This is a genomic window from Hathewaya massiliensis (assembly GCF_902143515.1).
GTDB classification, from domain to species: Bacteria; Bacillota; Clostridia; order Clostridiales; family Clostridiaceae; genus Hathewaya; species Hathewaya massiliensis.
Genome location: NZ_CABFVD010000008.1, coordinates 100,567 through 117,403 on the forward strand (window position 1 = coordinate 100,567; position 16,837 = coordinate 117,403).

A 16,837-nucleotide genomic window follows, 5' to 3' on the forward strand; every position below is an offset into this window, starting at 1 on the left:
TTTGAAAAATATTATGATATAATATTGACACTCATTACTAAATGATAAAAGGAGATGTATATATGATTACCTTTTTTAGAAAAGATGGGCGAATAATACTACCTCATTTAGACTACATATTAAAAAGCTACTATTTCTCTACAGAAATAAACGTTATTGCAATTGATAGTAATGGAAATAAAATTCTGTCTCAAGGAAATCACTACATAGAGAAAACCCCTTATAATGTAGACTTACAAGAGGTTGACTTATTTATTAAAACTAATATAGATTCAAAAAATATAAACTCAAAAGATACTTTTCTATATAATCATATGAAAAAATTAACCTACATTATTGCTCCTTACTTTCATAATAAAACTTATAAAGGTGCACTTATTGCAGGTCCTATACTCCTAAACCCTAAAACCCCTAAAGATGTAGATGAGATCTTGCAATGCAAGGGTTTACCCATAAGTTGTACCCCGGAAATTTTAAAAATTTTATCTGAAACTCCTATAAAATTTCCTCCTCGAAATTTCTTTTTAGCTCAACTTTTACACCATATTATGAGGAATGGTATTGATATTGGAATGCAACATATTGAAGAAAAAGATATGAAAAATACATTTATAGGTAAAAGTTTCAACCCCGAAGAGTTAAAAAAAGCTCCATGTTCATATAATTTAGCCATTACAAAGCAACTTACTAAAACTGTACTTTTAGGAAATATAGAAGAAGCTGTTACTATTTATAGAAAAAGTTTTAATTTGCAAAGCTATGAATATATTAAAGATTTAAATCCTATTAGAATGATAAAATATAATTTAATTTCACTATGTATAAATTTAATTAATGCAAGTATTGCTAATGTAGGAATTTTAGAAAAGGATATCCTTGAACTTAAAAACAAACACATACTAATTATAGACAAGCAAAATACTATACAAGATTTACTATGCTCTGGAGAATTTATGGTAAAAGATATAACCTGTTTTGTAAATAAATATTCCTTAAAAGATAAATCCAAACCTATTCAAAATGCTATTAATTACATTAATAATAATTATAAGCATCCAATTACTTTAGATGAAGTAGCAAATTATGTACACCTAAGTACTAGTTATTTTTCTACAATTTTTAAATCGGAAATGAAAGAGAGTTTTAAAAGTTATTTAAATAAATTGAGAATAGAATATAGTAAATCTATGTTAAGTACTGGTAAGGAATCTATACTAGATATAGCTTTATCTGTAGGATTTGATAATCAAAACTACTTCTCTACAGTATTTAAAAAATATACTAATATGAGTCCAAAGGAATATATTTCTTATCATAAAAATTTATAACTAATTTATAAATAAAAGCACAGAAGTAGTATAAGATAATTTAAAATAACCATCTCTTTAATTATTAAAAAGATGGTTATTTTCTTAGTTATATGCTACTTAATTATTAAAACTTCTTTGAATCAGAAAGTATTCTTAAATAGTGGTTGGCCTCTCTAGTTACATGATCTCCAAGCAGTGCTGGCATTATAGCCTTTATCTTACATAATAATAGTCCCTCTGTTCCTTGCTTTTTAAAATTTCTTAATTCTGTAACTAAGTTATAACTTCTTCTTGTAATCTGATTAATATTATTAGGATTGGATAAAAGCTTTTTAGTATCATCTTCTAACTTATCAAATTCATCTACAAAATGATCTGCAACTTCAAATAATTTCTTCTCAGAAGGATCTAAGTACCCTCTTATAAACTCTGAATGTTCTTCCATTATGTGATTCCAAAAAATTTCTTCTTCTATAAGCTCTTTTAGTGTAATATCTTTTCCTTGTCTATTTTCAATTTTAGTAAGAAGTTTTACGTAAACATAAGCTTCTTCTATAACATGTTTAAGGTTTGATGGGTACATATATACAAATGCCTTACAAGATAAAACCTGATTAAGCATATTGTTTTGGAAATCTATAACTTCTCTTACCATTGCTAATATATCTTTGTTAAGTACAGATATACTCTCTAAGGTTTTATTGGCATTATAATATTTTCTATAACCTAAGTTCATTTCCTTTAAAGTAATAGAAGTATCTATAGGCACACCAGTTAAAGATTGAGCTGCCCTCTCTGCTGGCAATGTGAGATTAGTAACCAGTTCCCCATTAGTCATAACTTCCCTACTTATATTTCCCTCACTTAAGGATATGACTCTAGAAAGTAATCTATCTAAATTCCTATTCATTGAAACAAGTTGCATTGAAATAGGAGCTGCTTTAGGTGGTAATGAAACTGCTAAGAAAAAGTTATGCTCTTTTACAATTCTAAGGAAAAATAGATTTAATTCTAAAGAAAGTTGCATATATTCATTACTTGATAACATGATTACCCCTCTTATAATTTATATACAATATTTATATTATGTATAAAATTTATTCTATGTTACAATTCAAGTAACTATTATATTTTGCGTTTTTAAGATTTTCTTCTATAAATTTACCATTTTGAATAAGAATTGTAGGCATATCTCCCAATATCTTCCTACACTTAATACTTTTAAGTGTTATTTGTGACATTACTATGGGGAAAATAGCATATACAATAAGCCCTGTTAATCCATGAGTATATGATATTGTATCATCTACTGCAAAATTTGCAGCTATAGATCCAATAGAAATTCCAACTACATAATCAAAAAAGTTTAATTGAGAAATCTGTTTTTTTCCCATAAGCCTTGCTGATGTAAATAAAACTACTAAAGATACTACACTTCGAAGAGTTATATTAAAAATATCCATTATAACACTGCTATTCATATAAAATCCTCTCTTCTTATAAAGATATTATGAATGTTCTATTATTATAGTTGCTAATTCTAAGGAAATTATTCTTGGAGGAAATTTAATCTTTTAATAACTGAATTTATAAATTAAACTTTTATATTGAATTTTTATACTGTATGTATTATTCCTTTCCAAATTATGTTGTTGAGGTTTATTTATTAGGAATTGAAAGTAAAACATTGATTTTAATATGTATTCCCCTTAAAAACCCCGTAAATTCATTTAAACACCTTTAAAACTAAAAAAATTTAAAACTTTTTAATATAATTCACTATATAATTGCCCTAATATATTGTATAATCTTGTTGATGTAATATATAGTTTATAAAAAATTACTTATGGTGTTTATAACTTGCCTTTTTTACTAAGTTATAGAATGGACAAGTTATCTATATAATAATAAAGGGGTTATCAAAAGCTTCTTTGGGGCTTTTGACAGTATTGGTAACTACAAGGAGGTTATTTTATATGAAACATTTTAAAATTGCTTACAGTGCAGAAGCTAGAGAGTATTTTTCAACTGCTAGAGACTTAGTTTTAGCTGAAGAAACAGATTATACTGACATAGCTGCTGCTGTATTAACTGATTCCGATTCCAAATTAATTAACGATGTACATAATACAAAATTTGGAATACCAGTATTTGTTGTTTTAAAAAATGGGGATAAACTTGACAGCGAATTATTAAAAAAAGCTTATCGTGTAATTGATGCTAATAAATTTGATGCTAAGCTTTACAATAGAGAAATCGAAACTGCTGCAAGCCAGTATGAAGAAAATGTACTACCACCTTTCTTTAAAGCATTAAGCGAATATGTAGAAAGTGGTAATATACAATTTGACTGTCCAGGACACCAAGGTGGTCAATATTTCCGTAAACACCCAGCTGGTAGATATCTTTATGACTTTTATGGAGAGAATATTTTCCGTTCAGATATCTGTAATGCCGATGTGGCATTAGGAGACTTATTAATACATGAAGGTCCTGCAAAATTAGCTTCAATGAATGCTGCTAGAATATATAATGCTGATAAAACTTATTTTGTAATGAATGGAACTAGTACTGCTAATACAGTTGTTATAGGCTCAATCGTTGCACCTGGGGATTTAGTTTTATTTGATAGAAATAACCATAAATCCGTGTATAACTCAGCTTTAGTACTATCAGGTGGTACTCCTGTATATTTAGAAACAGGTCGTAATCCATTTGGATTTATTGGTGGTATTGATGCTCATTGTTTTGATGAAGATTATTTAAGAAAAGAAATAGCTAAGGTTGATCCACAAAGAGCTACAGAGAAAAAACCATTTAGATTAGCTGTAATTCAACTTGGAACTTATGATGGAACAATTTATAATGCTAGACAAGTAGTTGATAAAATTGGACATCTTTGTGATTATATTTTATTTGACTCTGCTTGGGTTGGATATGAGCAATTTATTCCAATGATGAGAGACTGTTCTCCTCTACTATTAGATTTAAATGAAAATGATCCTGGAATATTTGTAACTCAATCTATCCATAAACAACAAGCTGGATTCTCACAAGCATCACAAATTCATAAAAAAGATAGCCATATTAAAGGACAACAACGTTATGTAGATCATAAACGTTTTAATAACTCTTATATGCTATATGCTTCTACTAGTCCTTTCTATCCTCTATTCTCAACTTTAGATGTTAATGCAAAAATGCAAGAGGGTGAAGCTGGTAAACGCTTATGGTCAGAGTGTATAAAATTAGGTGTTGAAGCTAGAAAATCTGTATTAAAAAATTGTTCTTTACTTAAACCATTTATCCCACCAGTGGTTAACGGCAAAAAGTGGGAAGAGTATGATACAGAAGAAATTGCGAACAACATAGACTTCTTCAAATTCGTTCCAGGAGAAAAATGGCATTCATTTGAAGGCTATGGGGAAAATCAATATTTTGTTGACCCTAATAAATTCATGTTAACAACACCAGGTATAGATGTTGAAACTGGTGAATATGAAGACTTTGGTATTCCTGCTACTATCCTTGCTAATTACTTAAGGGAAAATGGAATTATTCCTGAGAAAAGTGATTTAAATTCAATATTATTCTTATTAACACCTGCAGAGACTTCAACAAAAATGGAGAACCTTGTGGCACAACTTGTTCAATTTGAACACCTTGTAGAAGAAGATGCCCCATTAAGTAGAGTATTGCCTACAATTTATAAGAGTAATATAGAGCGTTATAAAGGATATACAATTAGAATGTTATGTCAAGAAATGCATAATTTCTACAAAGATAGCGATGCTAAAACGTATCAAAAGAGATTGTTTAGAGCAGAATATCTACCAGAGAGAGGAACAATTTCAGAGGAGTTTAATATTAATAACCCTGCTTTTGCTGAAGCAACAGCTGCATTACAAACTTCTAAAGAAAACTCTACTTATACTAGACTAATGACTGCTCAAGATGCTAAATGGGCATTAGTAAGAAATGAAGCTAAGTTAGTTGCTCTAGAGAATATTGTTGGAGAAATTGCCTTAGAAGGTGCACTACCATATCCACCAGGAGTATTCTGTGTTGTTCCAGGAGAAAAATGGAGTGAAGTAGCACAAAAATACTTCTTAATATTACAAGATGGAATAAACCAATTCCCAGGTTTTGCTCCAGAAATTCAAGGAGTATATTTAGAAGAAGAAAATGGTGCTGTTAAAGCTTACGGATATGTACTAGATAGAAAATAATCTAATATAAATAATTAGCTTATGATATAATTAGAAAAATTACGAAATTATATCATAAGCTTTCTTTATAAGTTTTCCTTATAAGTTTAAACTTCTTCATTGTTTAACACGACGTAGTGAATTCGTGATTAAGTGATTTTCATATGAACAGTTTTATCTAACACGTCCTTACTAAAATAGCCCTTACTGGAGAAGCCTCACTTCCCTTAATTTTAAGGGGAAGGCAGCTTAAAAAATACTCCCCTTCTTCTACTTCTTTTAAAGCTAAATCTTCTATAATCACAATATTTTTTTCTAAGATTATTTTATGTGAAGAATGACTTTTCTTATCCCTTTCAACACTCATGGCATCAATGCCTAAGGTTTTTATACCAATATCTGCAAGATATTTTGCAGCATCTTCTTCTACATATATAAACTTAGGATTATACTCTGTATCATAGGAATTTTTAGTTTTAAATATAATAATATCTTCAGGTTTAATATCTAAATCTTTAATATGCTCCTTAGTAATATAATTTTCAACACTAGTAAGATCAAAGACTTTACACTGTCCAACTAATTTATATAAATCCATATTCTCTATGGTGTTACCATTTTCAATCATATGCAGTGGTGCATCTATATGGGTTCCACAATGCATATCTAAGTCAAGCCTAGATTCATAATAGTCCCCTCTTTCATAGTTCATTACTATATTTCTTTTAATACGCTTTTCATCTTTGTTTTTATATACAACCATTTCTTCTGAAATAGTTCTTGAAATATCTATTATTTTCATTATTATCTCCTACATGCTAATTATATTTTTAACACTAATTTACTCTTACCCTTTTAATAAAAAATATAGAATCTAAGTTTTTAATTTAATTAAAACGTAAAACATATTACCCAATCAATATTAAGCATAAAAAGCATTGATTTTTCTAATAACTTATAAAAAGCATAGCCCTAGTTATAAACCCATAGTTTATTATCTTTTTCTAATAAGTCATCTGCTTCCTTAGGTCCTAGGGTATTAGGTTTATAACTATAGAGTTTATTAGAACTTAATCTATAACTTTCTAATATTTTATTAGCATAATTCCAGCTCACCACAATTTGCTCCCAATTTGAAAATAAACTTCTATCCGAATCCATACAAGCTTTTAATAATCTTTCATAGGCTTCTGGAGTGTTTATTCTATTTTCCAAAATACAACTTTGACAAAAGTCCATGCTCACCTTTTGAACGGTATCCTCAGTACCAGGTTTTTTTATATTAAAGTTTAAATAAACTCCTTCATCTGGTTGAATCTTTATTATTAATACATTTCCTTCTACCTTCTCATTAGCGGGCTTAAACTTAACTACAATTTCTGTTTCTCGTTTATTCAGTTTCTTTCCTGTACGAATATAAAAAGGTACGTCTTTCCATCTTTCATTTTCAATAAGTATTTTCATGGCAACATAAGTTTCTGTTTTTGAGTCTTTATGAACATTTTTTTCCTCTCTATACCCTTCATATTGACCCATAACTATATATTCATCAACTTCATTAGGTTCTATATTTTTCATTTCACTTAACACTTTAAGTTGAACTTCCTTAATAAAATCACTTTTAAGTTCCTTAGGTTCTTCCATGGCTACCATGGATAATAACTGAAATAAATGATTTTGAACCATATCTTTTAGAGCACCACTTTTATCATAATATGCTCCTCTACCATCAACACCTACAGTTTCAAAAGCATTAATCTGAATATTATCAATAAAGTTCCTGTTCCAAATTCCTTTAAATATTGCATTGGAGAATCTTATATTTATAATATTTTGTATCATTTCTTTTCCTAAATAATGATCTATATGATAGATATTATTTGGACTAAATGCCTTAGAAAGCTCTTCATTTAAATAGGTAGCTGATTTTAAATCCTCCCCGAAAGGCTTTTCAACTATGACTTTTGCACTTTCAAGGCAACACTGATTTTCCTGTAATCCTTTAGTAATTGGAATAAAAAATCTTGGTGCAACAGCATAATAGTAAATATGATCTTCAAAAATTCCCCTATCCTTATAATATTTAATTAATCCTTTATATTCTTCTGTATCTTCAATATCCATTTTATAATAAGTTATAATTTTACATAACTCATTAAATTTATGCTCGCTATAATCTACTCTAGCAAATTCTTTAACGCCAGATTTAATATGCTCTAAATACTCTTTTTTGCTATAATCTCTTCTTCCAATGCCTATAATATTATACGAATCATCTATACTGCCCAGGATATATAAATTATATAAAGCGGGAAATAACTTACGATAAGCTAAGTCTCCAGTACCACCAAAAATGGTTATAGCCTTATTCTTCATAATTATTCACCCAATCAAAATGATAGTTTCCTTCCATATCAACACGCTGAAAGGTGTGTGCTCCAAAATAATCTCTTTGTGCCTGTATCAAATTAGCTCCTAGCTCCTTAGAACTATAAGTATCAATATATCCTAGGGCACTACTCATAGCAGTTACAGGAATTTTATTTTTAATGGCAACGGATATGGTTTTACGTAAGCTTTCATCATTTTTCTTTAAAGACTGTGAAAATCCCTTGGTGAGCATTAAATTTTCAGCATTATTATCTTCCTCATAAGCCTTAATTATATCACTTAAAAACTTAGCCTGAATAATACATCCACCTCTAAAAATTCTAGCAATATTTGCATAATTTAAATCCCAGTTGTATTCTTTAGCAGCAGCTCTTAACAATTGAAAGCCTTGAGCATAACATGCTATTTTACTAGAATATAAGCTTTTTCTTACTAATTCAATTAATTCGTCTTTATCTACCTTAGTAAAATTTTTAGTATTACTTTCTAAAATTTTATTAGCCTTTACCCTTTCTTCTTTTAGGTTTGACATAAATCTAGCATTTAAAGCACTAGATATAATAGATACATCCACACCTAAATCTATAGCTTCAATATTAGTCCATTTTCCAGTGCCTTTTTGAGAAGCCTTATCTAAAATCATATCTAATAAATAATTGTCACTTTTATCATCCTTTACAGTTAAAATATTAGAAGTAATTTTAATTAGATAACTTTCCAATTCTCCTTTATTCCACTGCTTAAAAATATTATGCAGTTCCATATTGTTAAACTTACCTAAATGCTTTAATATCATATAAGCTTCACTAATCAATTGCATATCTGCATACTCAATTCCATTATGAACCATCTTAACATAATGTCCTGCTCCATCACCGCCTATATAATTACAACAAGGCTCTCCATTAACCTTTGCAGCAATATCCTTAAAAATACCTTCTACATTTTTATAAGCCTCAAAATCTCCACCAGGCATTAGAGCCGGTCCTAACCTAGCCCCTTCTTCTCCTCCTGAAACTCCAACTCCTAAAAACCTTATACCTTTTTCCTTTAAATACTGTGCTCTTCTTCTTGTATCTTTAAAATAAGCATTTCCACCATCAATTAAAATATCTCCCTGCTCTAAATGTGGAAGCAGCTGTTCAATTAACATATCTACAGCCTCTCCAGCCTTAACCATAAGCATAATCTTTCTTGGTGTTTCCAGCTCCTCTATAAGTTCTTTTAAACTATAAGTCCCAAATAAATTAGGATGCTTATACTTCTCTAGTACCTCATCCACCACTTTAACAGTACGATTAAAAATGCCTACCTTATATCCCTTATCTCCTATGTTAAGCGCTAAATTTCTACCCATTACAGATAATCCAATTAAACCAATATGTTTTTTACTCATATACTTAAACCGCCTTTAACTTTTGTATTTTCATATCCTTAAGTGAATTCCTTAAGTCCATTTTTATTTTTTCATATAAGCTGATTATTTATTCTTTGAAATGAGCAAATCATAGGTCTTTATACTAAATACGTATTAAAAGCTCCTAAAAATATTAATTACTAAATTCAAATTTATGAAATTATGATTTTTAAGTTGTTTTAGAGCATAAAAAAGGACCTATCTAGGATAAGTCTTTTTTATAACTTAATATTTTAATTATATCTTTTCAGAAATTCTTTAATTTCTTTATTAAAATCTTATTTATAAAATTTATCTTTTATAAAATTTATACTCATAATCTTCTCTATTAAAATCCTTAATAAAGGGAGAAACCTCTCCTTCTGTTTTTGCAAAACATATTAGCTCTAATTCCTTTTTAGCTCTAGTTATACCAACATATAACCTCTTTTTTTCAATATTTATTAAGTCTTCATAATCTTTTATTTCACTATCTTCATATTTATTTCTGGTCTCTTTATCACTTAAGTACTTACTAAGTTTCTCTATTTCTTTTTTACTTGGATAATGATATCTATCAAAATGTAATAAAAATACATAATCAAATTCTAAACCTTTTACATTAAATAAATCTGTGAAAATTACTTGTTTTTGATTTCCAAATTCAAATTTTTTATTATATTGTTCTATTCCAATTATTGAAGAATATCTTCCTAAATATTTTCTTATATTACTGTGATTACCACAGGATATGGACTCTTCTTCTCTTGTAATAATGGCAATATTGCTATTGGGCTCACTTTTTTGAATTTCTAATATTTTTTCTCCAATATGTTTCATTGCTTTTTGGGGATTTGCAAAAGATAAAATCTTAGGCTTTTGGCCCTTATTTTTATAGCTAATAATACTCTGCTCTTTTAGTATATCATTAAATTTTAAAGAATTAGCTAACTTCATTATTTCTTCTGTTGATCTATGATTTTCTCTTAGATTCCTATTGTTATTTTTAACATCGATCCCTAAACTAGCATAACTATGTGGTGTCTTTTTATATATTTTTTGCTTTGAATCCCCTGCCATAATTAAAAATTTAGGAGAAAGCATGGCTAGAAGTTTAATTTGTGCAGCATCCAAATCTTGAACTTCATCTATAAAAATATAGTCATATTTTTTACTTTCAGGGATTTCATGAAACTTTCCTATTAATGTTAAGGCATAGTCTTCTAAATCAATATTAGTTTCAGTCCATTTTCGATTTCTCGCCTGTTCCCTATAATCTTCATAAATTTTAAATATGGTCTTCCTTTGATTTTTAGTTAATCTTGGCGTGTTTCCTCTTCCAGCTCTTTCACATTCTAAATAATCTTCTAGACGGATATATTCATTAGCCTTCATCCATAGAATTTCATCTCTCACAAAAGTAAAGTCGTGAGTTTTATATAATCTCTCATCAAGATTCAACTTAGGATATAATTCTCCTTCTGTATATTTATGAAGTATAGATGCCACTCTTCTAGCTGAGTTTCCTCTCATCCTTTCTATGGTTTTATAATTTATATTTAAATCTTTTACTTCTGGATACCCTAAATCCTTTAGTATATTCGCTGCAAATTGATGGAAAGTGCATATATCAACCTTATGATGATTATTTTTAAACTTTTCAAATTCTGGATACTTGTTTGCTCTTTTCTTTGTATCATCTATTAATATTTGATTATAGCTTATATATAAGAATTTTTTTGGTTCTTTTTCTTCTATCATGGATTTTATAAGCTTGTACAATAGAACTGTACTTTTTCCACTACCTCCAGAACCATTAATTAATAATTGACTGTTATCTGCATTTAGCACTCTTTTTTGTAATTCTGATAATCTGATTCCTTTAATAAACTCATAAGAAATATATGATTGCCAAGCTTTCACTGTCTTATTAAAAAATTCTCCCATACCCTTATAAAATTCTTCATAATTTATTTCATTATCTATGGATAATTTATCTACTTCTTTCAATTGCAAATTCCCCCTTACAACATATCATATTGTGAGGGCACATATCACAATGATAGCCCTTAATGTATGTTACTGTATCATACTTCATATCTTCTTTTATAAATTCATTAAAATATTTTTCATTAAGAATATTCATATTCCTATAGGCATTTCTTCTCTTTCTCCTATGATTTTCATAGATTTTACTTCTAAGAATTTGAATATCCTTCATATGATAAGGGAAGTATATATTTTTAAATTTATATTCACTTCTAATTTCTCTTTTATATGATGTTTCAATTAAGTTATCCTTAGTAGTCTTATTCCATTGTGGAAAAAGGGGATAGAAATATTTTTCTACATCATTGCCTTCTTTAAGCTGGGATTTAAATAGTTTACCTAATATAGCAAATACAATTTTTTGATGGAATTCTGATTCATATACTGGATTATGGCATAATACTCCTGAATAATAAAACTTTCTAGGACAAAAATCTAAATCTAACCAAGCTATAGGAGCTATTTCACTGCTACAACTTACCTCTGTTTTCTTTCCTAAAATTTTATTGATTTCAGCAATAGACTTTGAATTGTTTTTGTATAAAACTCCCTGTTCCTTTAATCTCTCATATTCAAATTGCAGTTCTCCTTCAATATCATAGTATACACTTTGCCTTTTAGAATTTTCATTATATATGCTCTTAAGTATTTTATATATGGATGATTCTTGATCACTATCATTTATATCATTGATCCAACTAAATTCTATTTTTGCTTTGCTAAAGGATGTTATGGTAGCCAGATAATATTTTATAAAATTAATAACTTCCTCACTAGAAATTTTTGATTGCATTAAAATATTATTTTTTTCTTGTAAATTATAAGTTCTATCTAATTCTCTTAAATCTTCCTTTAGAATCTTGGATTTTGTATATTTAGGAATAAACCTTCTATTTTTTACATATTTATTTATACTCTTCTCTGACATATCCGTAACATATATCTCTCTAGTTCCATTTATCATGATTCCTTCTATTTGATCAAAAACTTTTATATAGTTATACCTATCTTCTTCTGAATCATCATGGTCCTTTTTATTACTTAATTTTAAAATAATATTCATGTATTCTCTTGTTTCATAAAGCGTCATGGGTGTTTCTATTAACTCAGCATTTTTTAAGTTAGAGTAAGTTCTTATATATATCCTATTTGATTTTATAAACTTTATTAATCTTTTTTTATTGACTTCACTTTTTTCAGTATTATACTCCTTTTTCAACTTAAAATATTCATTTAAAATAGATTTTATATAGCTTATATTTCTCCAGTAATCATACAATTTATTTTTATGTTCTTGAATATTTATAAAATTATCCTTTGGAATAAGTTCTTCTAACATGGTTTTTAATTTTTTAGTTAATTGAATTAATTGCTTTACAGTAATACCATATCTACTATTATCTACATAAGATAAAGTTTTCAAAGGATTATGAAGATATTCCTTTACTTTATCTCCATCTGTCTTTTCCTTAGATAATTCTGTAAATGCATTGCTAAAGTCTTGCAACAAAGTAAGCTTATTTAATCTATTAATAATATCCTCTAAGGATTTAATTCCGTTCATGTAAGGTTCTAGGTCTATTAATAAGTCTATACCATCTACCCCTGAAATAATATTACTTTTGCTTTTTATCTCTAACCATCCTGAAGAAATTAATTGGACAAAATCCTTATACTCCATCATAATTTTAGTCTTTTCTTCATTCCAATAAGACTTATATAATCCAATTATAAATCTTCCTTCTTTATAATTTAAAAGGCTATCCTTCTTATCTTTATAGTTTAAAATTGTTCCATTAAATAAATCATTATATTTATTTTTTGAAAAGGTTATATATTCTCTAATATATTTATAGCTTTTATCTTCACTATCACATATATAACTTAATCTTTTAACTTTAAGTCCTATAATGCTACTTTCCACGCCTTTATTTTTTAGATATTCTTTATATTCATTTGTATTTTGAAAAATAGGATAATTTTCTAACTTTTGTTTAAATGCACTTACGTCTATATATTCTTTAAAACTTATTTTGTCATTATTATAATCCTTTAGATCTTTAACACCATTTAAATATCCTATATATGGATTCCACTCTAAATTAACTTCATTATTGTATGAAATACTTTTCCATTTATCTTTACTAACAAATCCATATACCCGTTCCCAAGGCCTGTTTAAAGCTTGAAAATTTTCATGTATTGGAATCCTAAATATAACCTCAATACCTATATCATTAAGTTTTTTAAAAAAGGAAAGTCTCATTCCATCAATATAGGTCAAATTATAAAAATAAATTTTTTTAATGTTTTGTATTCCATCTGTTATACCTTGATCTTTAAATTCTCCCTTAAATACTTCGTTATAATATTTATTTAGCCTATTCGTAAATTCCTCTAAATCAAAGCAGCTCTCTCTTATATATATATTGTTTATTAGTTGACTCTTTGCAAAACTATTAAAAACTCCTCTTATAACTTCAATGTTGGGATCAACTTTTTCCATGCTAGGTAAGGCAAATATTCCTGTTTCTATATAGTATTTATAATCATTTAAAATTTCATCTATATCATTTAACAAGTACTTTTTTATTGTTATATCCTTGCACAGCTCTTCTATAAGTTTTCTAATTTCAGCCTTCATCTTTATTTGATTTATTGACTTATTCCATTCTGTAAAAACTGCATTTTGAATATTTGCATATGTCCATATATGATTTTTATTTTTCTTAAATTGCTTAAGATCTTTTAAGTGCATTGATAACGCCGATGTACCAACAATATGCAAGGAATCATTTTTAAAATCAATATTTTTGTAAAAATAGCTTGGATCATTATAGGTTTCAACCCTTAAATTATGCATCTTTAAGATTCCCCCTCTCCAAAAGATCCATCCAGTTGTGTATTTTACCGCTATTATCCATGATTTCATTTTTATTTAAGTGAATGGTTTTTTTAGCCCTAGTTAAAGCAACATATAAAAGCCTTATTTCCTCAGCAATTATTTCCTTATTTTCTTCCACTATAAATTCACTGTATACATCATTTTTTAAAGTTAAATCATCTAAATTCACTAGATAACCAATATTATGCTTTTCTACTTTTTCATTTAAGAAAATCTTAACCTCATTATTATTATTTAAAAAACTGTTACTTGTCTTTGGAATTATTACATGATCGAATTCTAAGCCTTTGGCTTTATGAACAGTCATACATATTGCATCGTATTTATTTTCTTTATTGTTATAATCTAGCATCTTTTCATCTTCTAAATCATCTGTTTTAATCATAAGTTCCAAAAATCTAATAACATCTATTATGCTAGCATCTATAGAATTAAACCTTTTATCTAGTATAGTAAACAAATGCTCTAAATTCATCTTATAGTTTATTACAGCTGTTTTAACACTTTTTATTGTTTCATTTTCTTCCTTGAAGCCTCTATTGCTTAGAATTTTAACTCCATAATTTATTTCTGGTTTAAATTCATTTACTAACTGGTGTAAAACCTTCATAAAAGGTTCCTGTTTAATTTTCTCATTAAAGTATTGCAATGTTTTGTATTCTTTCCGGTTCTCTATAATCTTTTTTAAATAATTATTTGATGAATCATAATTTTCAAGTATAGTATTATTATCTATACCCTTGCCATAAGATGAATTGATAAAAGCATATTGATTTATATATACTTTAGGATACAATAAAGCCTTTAGCATAAGATAAAATTCCCTAACTGCAATACTTCTATAAAATTCTCCACTTACTTCTTTTTTGCAAATATAATCCTTTTTTTCTAGTTCTCTTACTATGTATTCTAAATCCCTATTAGACCGTACAAGTATGGCTATACTTTCTGATTCTAATCCCTCTTTCGCCCTGGATGCATTTCTTTTATTATTTTTCTTAATTTCATTTGTAATATACTCAATTACACCATCCTTATTAGTTTCATATCCATTTTTAAAAAGGCTTATAACTTCTTCTTTGGAGTTATTCTCTATTACTGGTTCTAACTTGTCTCCCTTGGTAAAAGTAAAATATTTAGTTTCTTCCCTTGATGTTTCTAAATTTGAAATATTATAAAAAAAATTATTTAGTTTATCTATAATAGCCTTGTTGGTACGGTAATTCTTTTTAAGACTTTTTTTAGTAATATTTTTTTCTTCCCCATTTCTCTTTAATTTATCTTCAAATTGTAGGAAAGCTGTATATTCTGCTCCTCTAAATCTATATATGCTTTGCTTAATATCCCCAACTATAAAAGTTTTACACCCCATATTTTCTATAAGCCATATAATAAAATCAACCTGTATTGTATCACTATCTTGAAATTCATCCACCATAATATACTTAATATTTACTGCATTCTGAATATTTACCGTATGTAAATATCTTTTTAGACTAATAACTAAATCATTTAATTCAATTATGCTATTTTCATATTTGTATTGTTTTACTTCTTCACATAAATTTAAAAGTAAAAACTCTAAGAAATGATTAAATTCCTCCTTATCTACACCAAAATTAATATTTTCCTTATTATCACTAACATTTAACCCCTTTGATGTTAAGTATTGTTCAATTTTTAGTATAGCCTTTATAAGTTTATACTGAGGTATATATCTAAATTTCTGATACTTCTCGCTAAATTTAAACCTATACTCATTTATAAGCTTCTCTAGAATTTTATATTTTTCATACTGTATACTTTTAATTTTGGACTTCCTATCAATATTAATTCTATCCCCCAAGAGCTCAATAAAATTCTTTGCAAAGGAATGTATGGTTTGAATTCTCATTGATACTATTTCATCAATCCATTCTAAATATTTAGTATCTTTTGTTGCCTCATAATAGGCTTCTAATCTTTCATATAACTTTTGTTTCATTTGATTTGCAGCCTTGTTTGTAAATGTAATCATAACCATATCTTTAAAAGTTGCTAATTCTTTATGTCTAAGATATATTGTTCTATCAATCATTGTTTTTGTCTTTCCTGTACCCGCCCCTGCCTTAATTATGATATGTTTATCTCTATTAAGATGCTCAATATCATACTGCTCTATATTAAAGCATTCCTCTTTCAATTCCTCTCTTAAATTCTCAGATATATTGCCATCTTCAATAATAAAATCATCTTTAAATTGAAAACTCAAGTTTATATTGTAGTTCATTGATAGCAAATATTTCTGTTCATAATATTTTATATCTTTTTTCTCTACATCTTGAATATAACTATATAAATCTACTTCATCAGATTCTGTTAAAAAATATACCTTAGTCCCTTCGCTTATATAATCCTTAATTAAATAAAAGGTATACTTGCTTACTTCCCTTTGATAAATTAGTACAGAATAAGCATTATTACTCATAATATCACCTGACTTTTTATTATTTTAACCTTAGACTATACATAGATTTTTACATTATGTGTCAATTACAACATTATGGAAAATGGTAAATAACTACTTTCATAGAGAGCT

Annotated in this window: 10 protein-coding genes; 2 read left to right on the forward strand and 8 right to left on the reverse strand. The window is 27.6% G+C overall.

Annotated elements, in window-relative coordinates; all coding sequences use genetic code 11:
* Window positions 1-62 precede the first annotated feature (62 nt).
* The gene (locus FNZ64_RS13665; protein WP_185903797.1) at window positions 63-1,328 is read left to right on the forward strand and encodes a helix-turn-helix transcriptional regulator; all 1,266 of its coding nucleotides are present in this window, start codon (window positions 63-65) and stop codon (window positions 1,326-1,328) included.
* Between the two features lie 106 nt (window positions 1,329-1,434).
* Here the strand turns inward: FNZ64_RS13665 and FNZ64_RS13670 are convergent, their stop codons facing one another.
* Complete coding sequence (locus FNZ64_RS13670; protein WP_142415562.1) at window positions 1,435-2,358, reverse strand: DUF2935 domain-containing protein; 924 nt, start codon at window positions 2,356-2,358, stop codon at window positions 1,435-1,437.
* 49 nt (window positions 2,359-2,407) lie between these two features.
* Window positions 2,408-2,791 (reverse strand): DUF421 domain-containing protein, encoded by a 384-nt coding sequence (locus FNZ64_RS13675; RefSeq protein ID WP_142415563.1) that lies wholly within the window; start codon window positions 2,789-2,791, stop codon window positions 2,408-2,410.
* Window positions 2,792-3,286: 495 nt separating this feature from the next.
* Here FNZ64_RS13675 and FNZ64_RS13680 point away from each other — a divergent pair, with 495 nt between their 5' ends.
* Window positions 3,287-5,539, forward strand: coding sequence for an ornithine decarboxylase (locus FNZ64_RS13680; protein ID WP_142415564.1), 2,253 nt, complete (start codon window positions 3,287-3,289; stop codon window positions 5,537-5,539).
* A 157-nt stretch (window positions 5,540-5,696) separates the two neighbouring features.
* Here FNZ64_RS13680 and FNZ64_RS13685 read toward each other — a convergent pair whose 3' ends face one another.
* The 6 genes from FNZ64_RS13685 to FNZ64_RS13710 form a co-directional block, all read right to left on the reverse strand.
* Entirely contained in the window at window positions 5,697-6,320 is a 624-nt protein-coding gene (locus FNZ64_RS13685; RefSeq protein ID WP_142415565.1) for a cyclase family protein, read from the reverse strand.
* Window positions 6,321-6,490: 170 nt separating this feature from the next.
* Complete coding sequence (gene zwf, locus FNZ64_RS13690; protein WP_142415566.1) at window positions 6,491-7,894, reverse strand: glucose-6-phosphate dehydrogenase; 1,404 nt, start codon at window positions 7,892-7,894, stop codon at window positions 6,491-6,493.
* Window positions 7,884-9,305, reverse strand: coding sequence for an NADP-dependent phosphogluconate dehydrogenase (gene gndA / locus FNZ64_RS13695; RefSeq protein ID WP_142415567.1), 1,422 nt, complete (start codon window positions 9,303-9,305; stop codon window positions 7,884-7,886). Before gndA ends, zwf begins: the two co-directional genes overlap by 11 nt.
* A gap of 312 nt (window positions 9,306-9,617) precedes the next feature.
* Window positions 9,618-11,315, reverse strand: coding sequence for a UvrD-helicase domain-containing protein (locus FNZ64_RS13700; protein WP_142415568.1), 1,698 nt, complete (start codon window positions 11,313-11,315; stop codon window positions 9,618-9,620).
* Window positions 11,299-14,217, reverse strand: coding sequence for a hypothetical protein (locus FNZ64_RS13705; RefSeq protein ID WP_142415569.1), 2,919 nt, complete (start codon window positions 14,215-14,217; stop codon window positions 11,299-11,301). Before FNZ64_RS13705 ends, FNZ64_RS13700 begins: the two co-directional genes overlap by 17 nt.
* The gene (locus FNZ64_RS13710) at window positions 14,210-16,726 is read right to left on the reverse strand and encodes a UvrD-helicase domain-containing protein (protein WP_142415570.1); all 2,517 of its coding nucleotides are present in this window, start codon (window positions 16,724-16,726) and stop codon (window positions 14,210-14,212) included. The genes FNZ64_RS13705 and FNZ64_RS13710 overlap by 8 nt, the downstream gene beginning before the upstream one ends.
* Between the last annotated feature and the right edge of the window lie 111 nt (window positions 16,727-16,837).